Origin of the sequence: Paraburkholderia phenoliruptrix, assembly GCF_047325075.1 — a bacterium.
GTDB lineage: Bacteria > Pseudomonadota > Gammaproteobacteria > Burkholderiales > Burkholderiaceae > Paraburkholderia > Paraburkholderia phenoliruptrix.
Window position 1 is genome coordinate 2,805,996 of record NZ_CP168531.1, and the last position, 16,564, is coordinate 2,822,559.

The 16,564-nt window shown below is 60.3% G+C and carries 15 protein-coding genes; 6 read left to right on the forward strand and 9 right to left on the reverse strand.

What is annotated here, in order from left to right:
• Nucleotides 1-31 precede the first annotated feature (31 nt).
• From ACEN8U_RS24650 to ACEN8U_RS24680, 7 genes are all read right to left on the reverse strand, one after another.
• Nucleotides 32-1,048: an alkaline phosphatase family protein gene (locus ACEN8U_RS24650; protein WP_413657723.1), complete on the reverse strand. Its 1,017-nt coding sequence runs from the start codon at nt 1,046-1,048 to the stop codon at nt 32-34.
• Nucleotides 1,049-1,186: 138 nt separating this feature from the next.
• Nucleotides 1,187-3,253: an FAD/NAD(P)-binding protein gene (locus ACEN8U_RS24655; RefSeq protein WP_310110601.1), complete on the reverse strand. Its 2,067-nt coding sequence runs from the start codon at nt 3,251-3,253 to the stop codon at nt 1,187-1,189.
• Nucleotides 3,254-3,306: 53 nt separating this feature from the next.
• Nucleotides 3,307-4,530 (reverse strand): hypothetical protein, encoded by a 1,224-nt coding sequence (locus ACEN8U_RS24660; RefSeq protein WP_310110599.1) that lies wholly within the window; start codon nt 4,528-4,530, stop codon nt 3,307-3,309.
• A gap of 96 nt (nt 4,531-4,626) precedes the next feature.
• Nucleotides 4,627-4,836 (reverse strand): hypothetical protein, encoded by a 210-nt coding sequence (locus ACEN8U_RS24665; protein ID WP_310110597.1) that lies wholly within the window; start codon nt 4,834-4,836, stop codon nt 4,627-4,629.
• A gap of 530 nt (nt 4,837-5,366) precedes the next feature.
• On the reverse strand, nt 5,367-5,537 hold the full coding sequence (locus ACEN8U_RS24670; RefSeq protein ID WP_368608445.1) for a transposase DNA-binding-containing protein: 171 nt from the start codon (nt 5,535-5,537) through the stop codon (nt 5,367-5,369).
• Between the two features lie 343 nt (nt 5,538-5,880).
• On the reverse strand, nt 5,881-6,384 hold the full coding sequence (locus ACEN8U_RS24675; RefSeq protein ID WP_413657726.1) for a TatD family hydrolase: 504 nt from the start codon (nt 6,382-6,384) through the stop codon (nt 5,881-5,883).
• A gap of 457 nt (nt 6,385-6,841) precedes the next feature.
• The gene (locus tag ACEN8U_RS24680; protein ID WP_310110593.1) at nt 6,842-7,528 is read right to left on the reverse strand and encodes a hypothetical protein; all 687 of its coding nucleotides are present in this window, start codon (nt 7,526-7,528) and stop codon (nt 6,842-6,844) included.
• A gap of 844 nt (nt 7,529-8,372) precedes the next feature.
• Between ACEN8U_RS24680 and ACEN8U_RS24685 the strand changes: the two genes are divergently transcribed.
• The 6 genes from ACEN8U_RS24685 (at nt 8,373) to ACEN8U_RS24710 (ending at nt 15,283) form a co-directional block, all read left to right on the forward strand.
• Nucleotides 8,373-8,819, forward strand: coding sequence for a hypothetical protein (locus ACEN8U_RS24685; RefSeq protein WP_310110590.1), 447 nt, complete (start codon nt 8,373-8,375; stop codon nt 8,817-8,819).
• A gap of 122 nt (nt 8,820-8,941) precedes the next feature.
• Complete coding sequence (locus tag ACEN8U_RS24690; RefSeq protein ID WP_310110587.1) at nt 8,942-10,747, forward strand: phage integrase family protein; 1,806 nt, start codon at nt 8,942-8,944, stop codon at nt 10,745-10,747.
• Nucleotides 10,748-10,982: 235 nt separating this feature from the next.
• Nucleotides 10,983-12,428, forward strand: a complete 1,446-nt coding sequence (locus ACEN8U_RS24695; RefSeq protein ID WP_310110585.1) for a hypothetical protein — start codon at nt 10,983-10,985, stop codon at nt 12,426-12,428.
• A gap of 355 nt (nt 12,429-12,783) precedes the next feature.
• Nucleotides 12,784-13,641 (forward strand): DUF1837 domain-containing protein, encoded by an 858-nt coding sequence (locus ACEN8U_RS24700; RefSeq protein ID WP_310110583.1) that lies wholly within the window; start codon nt 12,784-12,786, stop codon nt 13,639-13,641.
• A gap of 2 nt (nt 13,642-13,643) precedes the next feature.
• Nucleotides 13,644-14,366 (forward strand): DEAD/DEAH box helicase, encoded by a 723-nt coding sequence (locus ACEN8U_RS24705; RefSeq protein WP_310110581.1) that lies wholly within the window; start codon nt 13,644-13,646, stop codon nt 14,364-14,366.
• Nucleotides 14,363-15,283, forward strand: coding sequence for a hypothetical protein (locus ACEN8U_RS24710; protein WP_310110579.1), 921 nt, complete (start codon nt 14,363-14,365; stop codon nt 15,281-15,283). The genes ACEN8U_RS24705 and ACEN8U_RS24710 overlap by 4 nt, the downstream gene beginning before the upstream one ends.
• 258 nt (nt 15,284-15,541) lie before the next feature.
• On the opposite strand, the gene ACEN8U_RS24715 is transcribed toward ACEN8U_RS24710, so the two are convergent.
• Nucleotides 15,542-16,150, reverse strand: a complete 609-nt coding sequence (locus ACEN8U_RS24715; RefSeq protein WP_310110578.1) for a hypothetical protein — start codon at nt 16,148-16,150, stop codon at nt 15,542-15,544.
• Nucleotides 16,122-16,517: a hypothetical protein gene (locus tag ACEN8U_RS24720; protein ID WP_310110576.1), complete on the reverse strand. Its 396-nt coding sequence runs from the start codon at nt 16,515-16,517 to the stop codon at nt 16,122-16,124. Before ACEN8U_RS24720 ends, ACEN8U_RS24715 begins: the two co-directional genes overlap by 29 nt.
• Nucleotides 16,518-16,564 lie beyond the last annotated feature (47 nt).

A 16,564-nucleotide genomic window follows, 5' to 3' on the forward strand; every position in this document is an offset into this window, starting at 1 on the left:
CAATCCAGAAGGAATCCGCGGACAACTGCGTCTAGCATCTGACGGCATCCTCCGCTTGCGCGACCTCGGAGCAGGTCACGCCCCAGACTGCATAAGGCACGGCGACTTCCATCGCCGACATTGCACCATGATCGTGCGTAAACGCGGTATCGCCAATGAACCGCTCGCCGACAGCCTGAATGATCACCGAACCGGCGCGAGCCGCCGCCAGCGAGTCGCGTGCGAAATAATCGAGAGTCGAGTGGACGGTCGCCACGCCCGCCAGACGCGTGGCGGCGAAAGCCCGAATCTCGGCTTCCTGCTCCGCCGGCCCGTAGAACCAGCGGGTCCGTCCCGCGCCGCCCATCTTCAATGCATAGCGTTGGGCAATCTCCCCGAGGGCGCCCTCCACCTCGGCGCAATGCACGTTGGGAACCAGACCATGATCCGAATGCGCGACGACCAGATGTCCCGCCTCGACGAGGTCGGTCGCCAGCCGCTCGACGCCAAGGAGAAGGCAGGTGACATGGTCGTCGTATCCGTAGAGATGGATATAGCGGTCCACTTCGACGAAACACCAGCACAGCACCGGGCGATCCGGCGTGGCAGGCGTCAATGCTGCGTCGATGTCGACGCGCAAGCGCTCGACGATTGCCGCGGCGCGCGGAGGCTCGGCATGGCGCGCAAGCCCGGCGTAAAAGCGGGGGGACCGCCGGGATGCCGAGTGCGCGAGCAGGCGGTGCAGCCACGAACAAGGCGCGGCTTCGAGATCGCCCGCCATGGCCAGCGGCGTGTAGCCGGCGTCGCGGGCATCGCTGAACAGATTGCCGTCGTCGGGTCCACCCAACTCGTCCTGGTAGTCGTAAAGGTTGATGAGATCGGCGCCAGCGCCTCCCATTCCGAATACCACGCCCGGAATACCGTGACGCGCCACGCTCAGACCGGTCAGCGCGCTCATCCATGCGGCGCTCGAGGTCGTCGGGAACACCGACGACATTGGTTCGACCTGAGCTTGCGGCCAGCAGGCACGGGCGAGGTCGAAGGGAATGCCATCGAGCGCGAGTATCACTATCGACCGGCAAGTTCCGCTCGACTTTTCGTCCTGCACGAGACGTGAGATGCGCTCGCGAAATGTAGCGAGAGAGACAGCCAGTTTTGGGTGGACAGCCGTCATACCGGCATGAGGCGCGAAAGCGGGCTGCTCCATTCAGCCCCCTTGCGCCAACGCGACGCGCGGGTGCGTCACGTCCGCTTTGTTCGCGACGCACTCATGCCGCACGTCCAAAACATCGGCAGCCCAACGCGCAAGCTCATTGAGGATCCTGTTATCGGACAGCGGACGCGCGGCGCTACTCTGGAAAAAGTGAACACCGTCCGTGGGGCTACCGAAAATCGTAAGTGCTGGAGTCGCCTCGCCGTCCCGGCCAAGCGGATGATGCGCATCGTTCAATTCCAAGCCGCCGGGCGCATAGCGTACGCCGCCCGAACGATCCGGATGAACCCACTCCCGCACGACGCCGCGCGCTAACAGATTGGCGTAAAGAAGGCCACCGTTGGCCGATGCGACAAAAGGCGACAGCCGCGCCCGTACCAGCCGATCAGCCCGAATCGCTAGCGCGCCAGAACGGGTACTCAGGCGGTGCTGATCAAGCGTCTCGTCGAACGTGCAATCCGGATGCGGGCCCAGCGACAAATCCAGTACACCCGCCTGCATCAAGGCGAGGATTTTTTCCATCGCGGCAATACCGGCGCCGTTCGACAAACGGCTGTACAGGCTCAGCGTGTGGTCGATGAAATGCCGGTGCGAACGCTCCGTCAAACCGCCTTTATCCGCCGCGTAAGCAATAGTCCCGCGAAGGTCGCGCCAGACGCCGTCGCACGCGGCCTTGAGCGGATCGTCCACATTGCCTCGCCGCGCGCGGGCGATGTCGGCGCACAGATGCTCGATCATCCATACCTGTCTGCCGGTGTCTTGCGCGCCGCCTGCGGTCCTGCCGCCGAGCGGATCCACCAACGCGTGCCAATCGAATCCCGGCGCGTGCGCACCTTCGCGCTCTTCCGCGCGCCAATGCGCCGTTGCGTAGTCGTGCAACGGCGCGACAAGGCAGTCCGCAGGAGGCGTGTCTACGGGACAGGAGCGGACAAAGGCCGCGTAACGGGCTCGCACCGCGTTCATCAAAGCGTTGCCATGCGCGGCGCCTAGCGCGGTGCGATAGAACACGAACGCCATTTCTAGCACGACAAGCGGCAGCACCGAGCGATCGAAATCGAGCGCGCGGATCGCGTCGTATCCGTCGACGGCCGGTATCTCGATTCCCTGATGCCTTCGCAGTTCATCGATCGCGGCCCGCGTCAGAAACTGCCCGGTATGTTCCAGCTCCGGATGTCCGAGCTTCTGATTGAGCGCGCGGCAGAGCGGCAGATAGCCGGAACGCGAGTACGCGACGATACGCTCTGGCTCGCGGCCCGAGCGCAGATACGTCACATGCCCAACGTCACCCGGCCGGCCGGTACGCTCGAACCGCCCGCCGCGCCCTTCGGTCAGGAATAGCGCGGCGTCGATGGCCGACAGTCCGAGACCGTCCAGCGCGACCACACATCCTTCCGGCACGCAAGCCTGCGCCAGATTGTCCGCAAGCGGATACGGCGTTTCAATGACGCTGCGCGCGGCCGCTCGCGGCGAATCGTCACGAGGATGCCGCACGATGTTATGCGCATGACCCGTGATGAGCAGCACGGCATCTGCCCGGACGCAGGGCGCGGCGTCACCGTCCAGCCACACCTCGAATCCGTCGTCGCCTGCGGCTGGCTTCAGGTCGACCACTTCACGGCCCACGCGCTGGAACGTCACACCGGGCAGCGCTTCGAGTACGGCGGCATGCCGCTCGAACGCATCGCACAGCGCGAGCCCGTGCAGTCGTCTCGACGGCGGATCGACCGCGTCGATGTCGTAGAGCGCCTCGCCGGTCGCGACTGACCGTTGCCGGCACCACTCCGCGAACGTGGGTCGTAACGCGCGAGGCAACAACGGTCCCGCCGACCGGTTGCCGTCGTCCGCCGCGAACGATATCTGCCCAGCCGCCCGGTTCATCGCGCTCGATGCCGGCTGGCGGTCGTCATGCACTTCGCCCGCGCCGAACCGACCACTGCGCTCGAAGACCCAGACAGCCAATGCGCGGTGATCCGCGCGCAACGATGCGAACGCTGCGAGCCGGTCCAGCGCATAGACGGATAGCGGACCGCCTCCCACTAGCGCAATGCAAAAAGATGTCATCAAATCGCGTCCAAAGACCGTTTCAAATTCTGCCGGGCGTGGCCTCGGACGGATCAGGCGGGTGTGCCGACGTCGCGCAGCATGCGTTCGAACTTCTGGCGAAGCGGGAAAGGGACGAAGCGCTCGACATGAAAGCCCAGTTGCTCGTCGTACTGATAGACCACGGGATTCTTGCGGCTTTGTTCCGCGTAGCCATGCGCAAGCTGTTCAGTGAAAGCCGGAAACCGCGACTGGAGCTCGTAGACGATGCTGTAATAGAGATTGCGGCCCAGTGAAAAGCACGGATAGCGCGCGTCGTAGTTGTCCAGAGACTGTTTTGGGAAGCACCCGTCGATAATCCGCTTCGGACACAGCCATAGCGGAAACAACAGACGGTACTCGCCGATGCTGCGAACCGGGATGCCGGCAGGGCCCTGCCCATTCGTGGTCCGGAATAGGGCTTCGCACAGCACGTCTTCGAGGTTCAGGCCAGTGCAGATATATGGGGTACCAAGCGCTTCTGCGTGGCGGATCAGCGCGAGGCGAACCAGCAGCGTGCCGAGGAATTCGAAATCGTCGCCGGCGAATTCCCGTTCAAAACGTGTGATGAGACTGGTCGAGTGGTTTTCGATCCCGAGGATCTGCTGGACTTCCGCGTCCTCGACGATGGTGAGTGACAGGCCATACCGGCGGCAAAGTTCCTCCGCTCTCGGAACGCCTTTATCCCAGTCTGGAATACCTTTTATGATCACCGGGTGAATTCTTAGCTTCATGTCGTCCAGCCGGCTCAACGCGTGCAGCAGCGCGTTGCTGTCTCCGCCACCGCTCACGCCCACCACCAGGTCGGAACCCGGCGGCAGATTGTCTCGAATCACGTCGCCCACGCGTTGGGCGATCACGTCCTTGCACTCTTCCTCGGTCATTTTTTTGAGGAAAATGTCGGACGCTGAGCGTTCATTATCGAGCCGCTGATACAAATATTCGGTCGACGCATGCTCGCCGGCCTGCTTCAACGTCACGAAGTTCGCGACGTTGAATATGAATGGATTTACGTTGCGGTTGAAGTACAGCAGAATATCGCTGACATCGTTGAATTCGGACAGACGTTTGTCCAACGAAGCACGCAATTGTGGCGCTCCGCCATCGCGGGGGACCGTATAAATGGAAACTGCGGACCACGGCACATGGTGGCGATCGAGAAGTTCGAAAAGGCGCTCATTGCCCACTGCCTCGAGCGGTTGCCGACCGTGAGCAGTAACGATAAAAACACTGGGAGTTTCAGCCATATTGTTTTTCATATTCCTCTCGCGCCGACCTAAACCAACCGATAAGAAAAGTAGAAAATCCACTATCTGAAAGACCGCGCAAGCGCGGTCCAGGAAACCCGTCCCGACTTACTGGGCGCCCGTGTCGCAGCTGGCTCCGCAGATCGTTTCCAGCCCGAACTTGGAGGCCGAAACCGGCTTGCGTGCGCTGCGCATGCCTTCCAGCTGAGCCAGCGACAGATGCTCAACCTGACCGCTCTTGAAGCCGGTCAGATTGACTGTTTGCGTCTTCAGATCGAAATTGCTTTGAATGGCCGATGCAAGTTTTGCATTGTTCATGTGAACAACTCCATTTGTTTAGCACCACATGGTGCCCTTTTAGATTGATCGAGCGATACATCATAGTCAAGCACTATTTTGAGAATTCATTCAATATGAATGAAACGTCCTTTTAAAAAATTCTGTTTATCCATATACCAATACCTTTCAATATATTTCACGCAACCCATATCGCATAAAAATAATACCGCCCACGGAGTCCGTTTTAAACCGCACCAGGGAGCCCATTGAGGTATTCGAGCGCATCCAGCGCCGCGATGGCAATACCGATACGCGTTTCACGGTTATGTCTTTGGTACATGCAATCAGTCTCCCGATTTGTCCGTACCGTCGCCTTCGGAATCCCCGACGGAGCCGCTGTCGAAGTCATTCCCAGTGCCTGCGATTTCTTCCCGTCCCAGGCGTACGGAACTCGGAAAGGACCGCTTGCTCAGGGAGACTCTCCGTCTTGTCGAGGCGCGATGTCTCTCGCTTGCGTCGGCTCACGCGCGTAACAACGAATATCAACTGGATGAATTCGATTGCGTCAATCACGGTGGCAAACTTGCTCGGCCACGAGCGGTGGCCTTCACACGCTGGGCGCTCGCATGGAAATGTCCGCTCAGGATATCGTGTTCGCTGACGCGGTCATTGGACAGAAACCTGTACGCAGCCTTAGTCGAAGCCCCGTCCTGACAGGCGAACGGGATCGTCTGGCCCATGCCGTCCCTGCGAAGCGGCGGCGCAGCCTGGTGTCCAAGAATTCGCTTCCCCGGACTTCCAGATCGAACCACGAACGATCATCCGCGTGTCGCTTACCGGCCATCCCGCGTGCGTATGGAACGTGACGTATGCCAGGTTAACAGGTTTCGCGCTTTAGATGTGGGTAATTGCAAGCAAGACCGAGGCCGTCTTGACGGTCAGAACCATTCTGTAAGCGGTCTTGTAACCCATGTCCGGCAGGGGTGCAAAAAATGATGAAGCCGGCTCGCCAAGTTTGCGGAACATGTCACTAGGGCTGGCCGCAAAGGGTAGTCCTGCTTTCAAATATTGATCGCCATGTTATTAAACAGTGCTTCTTTGGCGGCAAGTTTGGCTGCCAAGTAGACGTTTGAGGTTGGTCCGAAGCTGTTCTTCGACGGCGCTGCGAGGCATCGCCCATACGTCTGAGAGCGTGGTGCAGATCTTCCAAGCATCCCAAGGCTTCAAAGGAACGCCGCCCTCCGTGGCGAACGGTCCATCAGTCTCCGGGAGAACACGATCCAGCGGCATGTGGCTCAACAGGCCGCGGCCCTTCTCGCCGGCAAGCATCGCGGGCCCGACGCTGAACCAGCAGCCGAGGCGTGCTGCCGTTCGAAGCTCGGAGACTCCCCCGGAAAACCAGTGCAGGACTGGATAGCCTACATCATGCGCTTTCGCCAACGCTTCGATAGTTCGCTGCGCAGCGCCACGGGAGTGGATGCTGACGATTTTTCCACCTTGGCGGCCGCATTCAGTGAAGGCCGCTTGAGAAATGCGCTCCTGTAGCTCAATGGATTTTCGAAACCTTGGTGAACCATCGAGTCCCACTTCACCGATACCCTCGGTTGTTTGTCCACTGGCGTGTCGTTGGTGTATCGGTTGGATAACGGGAGCCGTATGAGGCGCGAGCCTCACGTACGGTTCTGCGGGAGCCTCGGGGCGCAACTCCCCGGGTCTACTTACCAGATTTACTTGTGTGAGCGACGATGTTCGGCGAAAGACGGCAAAGCGGACCGTGCTATTACGATAAGTTTTCTTATATTTGCAGCGAGATTCTGTTGCGTAACCACACCGGTACCGCGCACTCCACCCTGCACGCGGCGCCCGGGCGCGCAAAGATGGCACTCGTTATCAGGGGCGCGAAGCACTTTTCTTCATGGTCGCCCTGTCAGGCGTCCGTGCGAATGGACCTTCCGTTGCTCACCTACCCGACTCCCCGGGTGACGCCTTGCGGCCCCGAGGCGTGTCCCGACGGCCGACTTCCGAAGCAGCGATGACGTTCCGGTCACACGCTGCCTCGCGGTGCGTCACCGGCCAGCGGGGTCAGCTCGCTGGACAGCGCCACAGCCCCTTCCTCGAGCATCTTTTTCCGGCGCGCTTCTCCCTCGGCGATGCTTTCGTCCAGTTGCCGCTCGAGACCGGCGTCTGCGTTCGCAGGCCTCCACCGTGCGACGCCATGCCTCTGGCGCGTCAGGCGCGCCAGGTCGAGCGCCTGTTTTGCCAGCCTCGCGCACTCCAACTCCACGTCGTCGCAAACATCCGGAGGAAGGACGTATTCCCAGGTCGAACTGACATACTCCCGGGCATAGTGGACTGTCGCCGGAAAGTCTCGCAGCACGGACGTGATCTTGTGACTGAGCCACTTCCATTCGACGGTGGGAAACGAGAATTCAGGGACATGGACGCCGACCGTCGGTTGACCGCTGCCGGTGCGAATCGCTTCTGCTGATGCCCATTCGGCCCTGTGCATCATGGCGCGGCAGGTGCGCGCGTATCTTTCAAGAGAGAGCGCGACTTCGAGCGCAGCGTCGCGCCGTTCGCGCCGGTGATCACGTCGGTCCCGATGTGAATTCCAGCCGATGGTCACGATCAAGCTGACAACACTCGAAGCCAGAGCCACCTTGAACGTGCCCCACCAGTCGAACTGCTGCACTAGCGGCAACCATCCCGATGCCATGTCCACTTTCTCCATTGTTCGACTCATCAGTTCAACCCGCATCTTACCGTCGGGAGAAATGCGGCGGAACTCAATCGGCCCCGCTCAACACAGGTCCGATCGGGTGTCACTACGCCGGGACTATCACGGCGTCACTACCTGGTGCAGGCGTCGATGCTCGACATGCGAGGGTCTGCGGGGCAAACCCGAATCCGCTTCGGGCCTTCCAGGGTTCAGCGACCGGGGCCGCTGCCTGGCACCTCACACACCGTCATCGGTGCGCGGCTTGCGACCGCTCCCGTGCATTACAGTCGAAAGGCAACTCTGACCCGGGATCAGGGCGATCCATGCGAGCCTTCGCGGTGATTACCCGAAGCGTGCTCCGCATCAGCGTTTTGCCCGTACGCCAGTCTCGCGAAACCCGCGGCGAGGCCGGGATGCGCTGCGAGGACATCTGAGAACGACCGGCGCATGGCCGTTGCGGCTGCCTCGAGAGTCGCACGTCCGCCACGGGATTCCCGACCGGCGACCCCGCGGGGCAATGAAGGCATCAGACAGACGACTGCCGTCACGATCCGCGCAGCGCGTGTGATGGCGCCTTGACACGCTGCCGGACGGTCCGGCTTGGGGTGCAGTGCTGCCCGGCGCGCGGCTTCCGCGGTCGCGACCTCCGCCAGGGTGCATGGCCGGACAGTGCGTTTGCGATAAATACCCTTATCGCAAGCGCGGCCTGCGCGACCTAAACTGTTCCCATGAAAACCGCGCCTGTCCCCCGTCCACGCGGAAGCCGGGCCGGGGATCCGGCGGTCCCGCGGCACGCCTCGATGCATGTTCACGCGATTGCGACACCGGATGAGACGGTTACCCAAAGGAGAGGCAGATGCTTCGAATCACTGTTGAATTGCTGCCCGGTGGACGGGAGCAGGAAAAACGCGTCATCGCGACGGCGGATATCGCGCGGGTGAGTGACGGGCGGTTCGGGGCACTCGCGGATTACCGGGTGGCCCTGCAAGATGCGGTGCTCAGCGAGGTCGGAGAGCGCGCCGTGGTGCGCAGTTATCCCAGATGGGCGGCCAGCGTGTGGGACCTCGTGGCCCGCGGCATTGCCGCTGCACTGAATCAGGATATCGAAGCATTGCCAGCGCGACCGGCGAAACCGCAGGTGAAGGTTCACACGAACGACGCAGGCTTCCGATACGTGCGTCTGGATGAAATCCCCGAGCCGACCCGAACGTTCTTCGACAGGAAGCTCGCCGGTTCGGGCATTCCCGATCACGGCTGCGCTTACGCGCATGACTGGTTCGACTTTCTCAACGGCTATCGCTGATGCCAGAGGCAATGTCCTAACCATGCCCCGTGTAGATGTCTGCCGGTGGTCGCTGATCGCCCCCACAACTGTCGTGAGACGCTCTTATCGCAAACGCCTCCCTGGCGACCTAAACTGTTCCCATGAAAACCGCCTCTGTCCCGGCCACCGGGCAGGGGAACCGGCGATTCCGCGGCACGCCCGCTACCCCGGCTACCTCACTGCCCGGCCTCCCCACCCTTCCCTCCCTGTCATCGCTCGCCGCGCTGCGCGCCTGGCAGGAAGGGCTTACCGCGCGCGTGGCCGTCACGCACTACCTCGCGCACGCCCGCGACGACGGCCAGTCCTCGCGCGGCCTGATCGCCCGCATCCGCCGGCAGCTCGTGGCGTGCGCCCGGGCCCGGCAGCGCGATGACCTGATCCCGCTCTTCACGGGGCCGGCCGCCGGCCGCACCGCGTGCGCCGCGCAGGTCGTGGCGGCGCTCGACGTGCTGCGCGGTACGCCCGTCCCGGTGCCACAGCCCGCCGATGACGTGTCCCGCTGGGTCACGCCGCGCACCGCACGGGCACTGGCCGCCGCCGGGATCGGCACGCTCGCGGAACTCCTGCTCGTCATGCGCCGGCGCCGCCGCTGGTGGCACCCGGTCCCCGGGCTCGGCGCCACCGGCGCGCAGGGCGTCGCGGCCTTCCTCGCCCGGCACACAGACCTCACCGACCGTGCGGCCCGGCTGGTCGCGCGCACGCGGGCTGAAGGGGGCCTGCTGCCGGCCTGGTCGCTCGCGTCACTGCCCACGGCACTCGACGGCTCACGGGGCCGCTTCCGGGCGCCGCGTGACACCTGCGGCCTCGCCGCCACCAACGATGTCCAGGCGATCGGGGCGTGGCTGGCGCTGCACGAGTCGCCGCACACGGCGCGCGCCTACCGGCGCGAAGCCGAGCGGCTGCTGCTGTGGGCGATCGTGGAGCGCCGCGCCCCGCTCTCGTCGCTGACGACCGAGGACGCGATTGCGTACCGCGGCTTCCTGCGACGCCCGGCGCCGGCCGCGCGCTGGACCGGGCCACGCTGCCCGCGCGGTTCGCCCGCCTGGCGCCCGTTCACGCGGGGACTCAGCGCGCGCTCCGCGGCCTGGGCGCTGGCGGTGCTGCGCGCGCTCTTCGCGTGGCTGGTCGACCAGCACTATGTCGTCGTCAATCCGTTTGCCGGCGTCACGGTGCGCGGCGGGCAGGCGCGCACCCCGTTCGACACCGCGCATGCCCTCGAGGGCCGCGAGTGGACCACCGTGCGCGCGCTCGCCAGCCGGCTCGAGCGCAGCCAGGCCGGGCCCACCCGCTGGACGACGCCGGCCGCGCAGCGTCTGCGTTTCGTGCTGGATTTCGGCTACGCCACCGGCCTGCGCGCGCACGAGCTCGTCGCCGCCACGCTCGGCGACATTGCGGTGGAGGCACGGGGTACGTGGTGGCTCAATGTGACCGGCAAGGGGGCGAAGGCGGGCTGGGTGGTCCTGCCGCCGCTCGCGCGCGACGCGCTGCGGTCGTATCTGAAGGCAAGGGGCCTGCCGGTCCGGCGCGGCCGCTGGCAGCCGGCCACGCCCCTGGTGGGCACGCTCGACACGCATCATGCTGCGGGCCGGCATGGCACAGCGCTGGCTACAGCCGGCATCAGTGCGGCGCGGCTGCGGCAGATGATGGGGGAGTTTTTTGGGGAGGCGGCAGAGCACATCGAGGCGCGCAATCCGGCACTCGCAGCGAAACTGCGGCACGCCAGTCCCCACTGGCTGCGGCATACGCATGCCACGCACGCGCTGGATGCGGGGGTCGAGCTCGTCGCGGTGCGCGACAACCTGCGGCATGCGTCGATTGCAACGACCTCGACCTACCTTCACGGAGACCAAGCGAGACGCGCCCGACAGGTCGGCACCGCATTCGGGCGAACAGTGGCTCGCAAATAGCGCTCGCCAGCGGGCACCCATCTCCGCTTATCCTATGCAAAGGACTCGAACGCGTCGAGGCGATACTGCAGGACGTCTAGGACGTACAGGCGCGCGATGGGCGAACTCATTTATCCGTCGCGTGATAGTTGGCCACGTCTCGCGAATTGCAGGAAATGGCCTCCCCAGCGACTGCTCAACCGCTTGAGGGGGCGAGAACCCGCAACGCGACTGGACTACAACATGTGGAGGCACGATGGTCACTTCGAACGTCAAACCGCCGATCGTCCCTCTCGATACGTTGAGAGACCTTATAGCGCAGGCCGTCGCCACAGCGAAGGCTTATGACATTCCCGAGGTATGCGCACGCTTCGGCGTTCAAGATGAAGTCGGGCCGGACGATGGGCAAGAAGCCTTTGGCAGCAAACGGCTCTATGTTCGGCGCCGAATCCTTGCTTGGGACGAACCCGCGCTCCTCGACCTTGCGGCACGAGTGCTTCGCGAGTATCACAGCAACGATCTTGCCGAGACGTTGACCGAGATGACACGCCACGCTGAACATCGCGTGAGTCAACTGGTTCGCCGCGACGTGCTCAGAGTCCTTAATTCTTTACCCTCTCTCTTTGGTGAACTCAATCTGATTGACAGCGTCGCGGAGGTATTTGGCACAGCAGCGCTTCGGGCCGGAGACTCATGGTGGGACGAGAACGCGAGCTTGCGCGAGCAAATTGTCCAGCATTGCGTTCGCAACGATGACTGGTCGCACGGAGAGCTGCTAGTGCAATGCGGCGCGCTGACCTGTAGCCAGACGCGCTTCTTCGCGCTGCTAGACAAACTATTGCACCCGTTAACGCGCCGCGATCACGAGCAGGCGGAGCTTGCCGTTGCGCTTGGCAGCGCTCTGAAGCGAGACGGCTTTACGGTGCGACAAACCTCGGTCGAGTCCGGGTACGCCATCTACGGCGTTGTTCGCGCACAGCCAGGTGTGTCCGGCGCAATGAAAAATCTGATTTTCGCGTCGATCGGAGAAAAGCCTGAACTGGTCATTAGCGATGCCCTCAACAACGACGTCGAAATCGTAAAGCATGCCGACAAGGTGCTCGTTTTTGACCGCCCGCTTCCAAGCTCTGGCCTTTTGCTATGGACGGACCTTCGCGACTGGTATGCCGAACTCCGGGGTATCGACGCTGCAGGTAAAGCGAAGGAGGAGCTTTTCCTGCGCCTTCGTGAATCGGTTATTGGCACGCGCTCTCAGGGTGAATTCGCACTATTTCAGGGCTACTACCAGCGCTATGGCAAAGAGCTTGGCGAGCGCCTGCCAGCGCTCATTCCGCAGGTTTATTTACACTACGACCCTTACACGCGTCGCGAGCGCGGTGACGAGCAGTTCCTCGCGCGTCAGCGCATGGACTTCCTTCTGATGCTCGACCAAGGCATACGCATCGTAATCGAGATTGACGGTCGTCACCACTACGCAATGAAAGACCCAAATGCGCCCGAACGCTACATCGCGAGCGCCCAGCGTTATGCCGAGATGGCAGCGGAGGACCGCCGATTACGTCTTATGGGCTACGAGGTGTACCGGTTCGGTGGTCACGAATTCCTAGATGTCGACCTCGACCAGCGGAAGGTCGGACCACGTGCACAACAATGCGTCATGGATTTCTTCGACCGCCTGCTGTCCAAGCATAGTGTCAGATAGTTGGCCATGACTTCCGTCAATCAACTCATTTACGACGCCTCGCTCGTCCTTTCCACCATGCGTGAGACCAAAAACAGGACGATGCGATTTGCATATTCTATGCACACTCAGTTCCTCTTCGCTTCTGAGGTCGTCCGCTTTCTGCAAGCACCGTTAAAAAGAGGCGCGTCATCTGTTGATTTTCGGCGAATCAAGACCCAAAATCGGTGACGCATAGCACTTAGCGTGATACATCGCATAAGAGCTGCCCTGTCTCATTTGAGCAGCAGAGGGGAAAATGACACGCGAGAGAGACCTATCCTCCGAACTCGTGGTTAAACAATCACGCGTTTACCGTAGCCAAAGCACGCCCAAGATGAACGTCTACGACAGCACTCCCGCGCGGCTGCTGCTTCAGTTGCATTCTGAGGCCTCGCCATGGCAGCACGACAGCTATTGCGCGGGCTTCGAGATAAGTCAGTGGCGATGTTCGGCGCTCGCCGACCACATCATTGAATGGCTGCCCGACTATGCTCTGAAAGAGGACGAACTGAACGTAAATCACGGCAACATCTATGTTCGCCTGAAAGAGGCCGCAGCACGAGTCTACTCCACAAAGGCCTATGAAAAGCGTGGGGAGCTTGGCGAAATTACGCTGCACGCAATCTGCCGTGACTACTTCAAAACGATTCCCCTCGCGCCTCGTGTCTTCTACAAGACGGCGTCGAACGATGTTGTCAAATCCTTCGACATGGCACATGTCAGATACGTTGATGACGGCACATTCGAGATTTGGCTTGGCGAGTCGAAGTTCTACAAGAGCGGCGTCGCGGCAATATCAGCAGCAATCAAATCCGTGAAGGAACACATAGATGCGGGGTTCCTCAAACGAGAGAAGTTTCTGCTGGGTCCACAAGTAGCGCAATCGCTCCCCCACGCAGACAAAATTCGGAAGTTACTGGCAAATCAAACCTCCATTGATGCGCTTTTTCAGAATGCCGTTTTCCCAGTATGTATCGCGTGCGATAGCGATGCAGTGAACTCTCACAAGAGCCACACCGCCGAATATGTCCAGGGTGTCTATGGTGAACTGACGGAGTTGCGCGAGAAATTGGAGCAGTCTGGCCTGCCAAGTAAGATCAAAATGCATCTAATCTACGTCCCGCTAGAGTCGAAGGACAGAATTGCAAAGGCGTTCGACAAACGACTGAAAGGTTTGACCATCGAGGACTAGCCATGCAAATCTCTAGCGAACAATGGAACCGGATTTCATCGCAACGAGGCAACGATTTGAAAGGAACGGTCTTTGATATCCTGAGAGTTGCGGCGAGCGCGATTCAACGCGAGGAACGTGACGACCCGGATATCCTAGATATCGTTCCGAGGCTCGCGCAGCTCATAGAAGATCGACCGGAACTCGTATCGTATCGGGAACCGTTCAGTGCGCTCGCCAGGGCGTCTGGTCTATGGAACTACATTGACAAAACTGTGGCGTCGGAGCCTGACCTCTTGCTGGCAGAATCGGTGACCGTACCAGAGTTGGACGGCATCACACTTCATCGCGAACAGGTAGAGGCGTTGAATGAGTTGCTTGCCGGACGAAATTTGATTCTGAGCGCACCCACGAGCTTCGGGAAAAGCCTCCTTATTGATGCGCTTCTCGCGTCCGGACGGTACTCACGCGTCGCGATCGTACTCCCGACCATTGCACTGCTCGACGAATTTCGGCGACGCTTGCGTCGAAGATTCGATACTCGCTTCGCTGTCGTCATGCATCCTTCTGATGAGGCGCCCGGAGATACCCCAACCATCTTCCTCGGGACGCAGGAGCGTCTGATTCATCGGACTGACCTTGGCAGGTTAGACCTCACTGTCGTCGATGAGTTTTACAAGCTCGACCCAAGCCGCAAAGACCGTTGCCGGTTCTATTCTGCACATCTACGCTCATCGAGGGGGTGAACACCGCAGCGAAAACTGTCTTGATATACGACAAAAAGATTAATAAAGAGCCATACGACTTCTTCACCTACTCCAACATACGTGGACGCGCGGGAAGGCTTGGACAACACCATGTGGGGAAGGTCTTCGTGTTCAATGAGGCGCCAGAGCACGAAGACATGGAGGTAGCTCCAACGTTGTTCGCCGATGAAGAGTTAGCGCCGTTGGATTACGTAGTTCAATTAGATGAGGAACCGTCTCAGAAGGCAGCGGATAGCCGGGTTGCGTCAGTCCGTAATGCTCTGGCGCTCGACTGGGCAGGACTGCGATTGGCTGCCTCGCTGGGCCTCGACTCGGCTCAACGGCTGAAAGCGCATGTCGAAAGTGCTCTTGACAACCGAGCATCCCTCTCGTGGACGGGAATTCCGCGGTACAAAGATATTACGGCTGTTGTAAACGTGCTATGTTGCGAGCGCTCTCCTAGCGAGTTCGGCGCACGCACAGCCAAGGCACTGACGTACTTCATCAACGGGTTGAGAATGGCCGGAAGCATGAAAGGCTTCTTGAACGAATATGACGCAAAGTATCAAGGCTCCGCGGAGAACTACGACAGTGTTTTTCGCTTTCTCCGCGCTTGCGAATACGGTCTTCCTCAGTGGTTTTCGCTGGTCGAAGCATTCGTAAAGTCAGCAGGAGTTGTCGCCGACTATAGCCTATTCGTTCAAAAAATGAGTCGATGGTTTCTTCCGGAGGAACTCAAAGACCTCGATGAGGAAGGAATACCTATTCAGATATCAGAGCGATTTTACATGGGGGAAAGCAAGGCCGCCCTCACAGATCGGCTTGCTGCACTCGCAAGATTTGGTTCTGCCGAACTTACGCAGTTCGAACGCGACTGGATTATCTCCGCACTCGAGCTTGAAACAACCACCTCGTAGTTCGCTGGCTTGACATTGTTGGTTCACGTGTGACGATCACTCTACGTAGCTGAATAAGTTCGCTGGCGCTTCCAACAGCATGGTGAGATCATCCTCAGCCTCGGAAACCTGTTCCACGTGCAAATGCGTGCGCAGGAATCTAACGATCCACGCTTTCGCCGTCGGGTCGCCAATTTGTGCATCCATTTGGTGAATAAGGCTGCCGGCACCCCAGGCGCCCTAAAGGGTCGAAAGGACACCCGGATACTGGGCGCCGAATCAATCCTCCTCGCTTTCGTCAATCAAAAGCAGTGATCGTCTAGCCTTGGCCAGGCGTCGAGCAGCCTGCCTAAGGCAATTTGGCGTAAGCACAACTGTGAAGTCGCCACGCTCATCGCTTCCGTCGATACGGAGGCGCGGCCCGTCGTCATCTTCGACCAAGGTCATCGTTTGACGACGTGTATCGAAGTAGTATGGGAATCCATAACCCTGAAGATCATCAATCTCGATTTTCATCCAATTCGAATCGAACTGGAACGTGACGCTCAATTTGGGGTTATTCAACCAATTCGGCTGATTCCTCCAGGCCTCTACGTATGTCTTCACGGAAAAATATCTGCCGTCTTTGATCCAGCTTTTCCCGAGTGCCGAAAGAAATTCGTTGATCGCGCTCGTCCTCTCCATAATTCCTTCATCGTCAGTTTGACTGGATGGGCAGGCTAATGGCAAAAGACTCACCGGCTTTGATCGCAAGTGCTCAGACGGGGCTGTTTTCAACAGCGACGCACTGCAATTGCCTGCTTCACTGAACCGCCACCGACTATCTCCCTTCGCGAAACCTTTGTCGAGATCCTCCCCGCTAGGCTTCCCTCGGCGCACGAAGATCACGCAACTTGTTGTAAGTGTCGCGCGCCACTTCCGGAGAGGTTCGGATGAATTGGCCTTGCGTCGCGATAATGCCAAACAATCCATCCTTCTCTTCACCGTCCGTCTGGGGTGGCAGGTTTTCCCAAAAGCTAGCAACTTTTGAGAAAAATCTGGCGGCATTCTGACTAGGCTTGCAGGCGGCAAGCTCGTTAACTATCTGCAGGCCGTATTGCAAATCTTTCAGGACGAAATCGGTAATTTCCGTTGCCTGCGACCACGGCGACTCGACAATGCCGGACTCCACGCCCTCAGGCAACTTGTCAGTATCCAAAACTGCAGCCGCCAAATCATCGTTGGCTGCCATAACAACAAAATAGATCTTTGCCATAGAAATTCCGTTGATGCGCGAGTAGATCGCGCTGATCCGCCAGCATT

Bases quoted from the DNA above. Each gene is read 5' to 3' on its own strand.
- ACEN8U_RS24655 (WP_310110601.1), bottom strand. From the start codon at position 3,253: ATGACATCTTTTTGCATTGCGCTAGTGGGAGGCGGTCCGCTATCCGTC.
- ACEN8U_RS24660 (WP_310110599.1), bottom strand. From the start codon at position 4,530: ATGAAAAACAATATGGCTGAAACTCCCAGTGTTTTTATCGTTACTGCT.
- ACEN8U_RS24665 (WP_310110597.1), bottom strand. From the start codon at position 4,836: ATGAACAATGCAAAACTTGCATCGGCCATTCAAAGCAATTTCGATCTG.
- ACEN8U_RS24670 (WP_368608445.1), bottom strand. From the start codon at position 5,537: ATGGGCCAGACGATCCCGTTCGCCTGTCAGGACGGGGCTTCGACTAAG.
- ACEN8U_RS24680 (WP_310110593.1), bottom strand. From the start codon at position 7,528: ATGGAGAAAGTGGACATGGCATCGGGATGGTTGCCGCTAGTGCAGCAG.
- ACEN8U_RS24685 (WP_310110590.1), top strand. From the start codon at position 8,373: ATGCTTCGAATCACTGTTGAATTGCTGCCCGGTGGACGGGAGCAGGAA.
- ACEN8U_RS24690 (WP_310110587.1), top strand. From the start codon at position 8,942: ATGAAAACCGCCTCTGTCCCGGCCACCGGGCAGGGGAACCGGCGATTC.
- ACEN8U_RS24695 (WP_310110585.1), top strand. From the start codon at position 10,983: ATGGTCACTTCGAACGTCAAACCGCCGATCGTCCCTCTCGATACGTTG.
- ACEN8U_RS24700 (WP_310110583.1), top strand. From the start codon at position 12,784: ATGAACGTCTACGACAGCACTCCCGCGCGGCTGCTGCTTCAGTTGCAT.
- ACEN8U_RS24705 (WP_310110581.1), top strand. From the start codon at position 13,644: ATGCAAATCTCTAGCGAACAATGGAACCGGATTTCATCGCAACGAGGC.
- ACEN8U_RS24720 (WP_310110576.1), bottom strand. From the start codon at position 16,517: ATGGCAAAGATCTATTTTGTTGTTATGGCAGCCAACGATGATTTGGCG.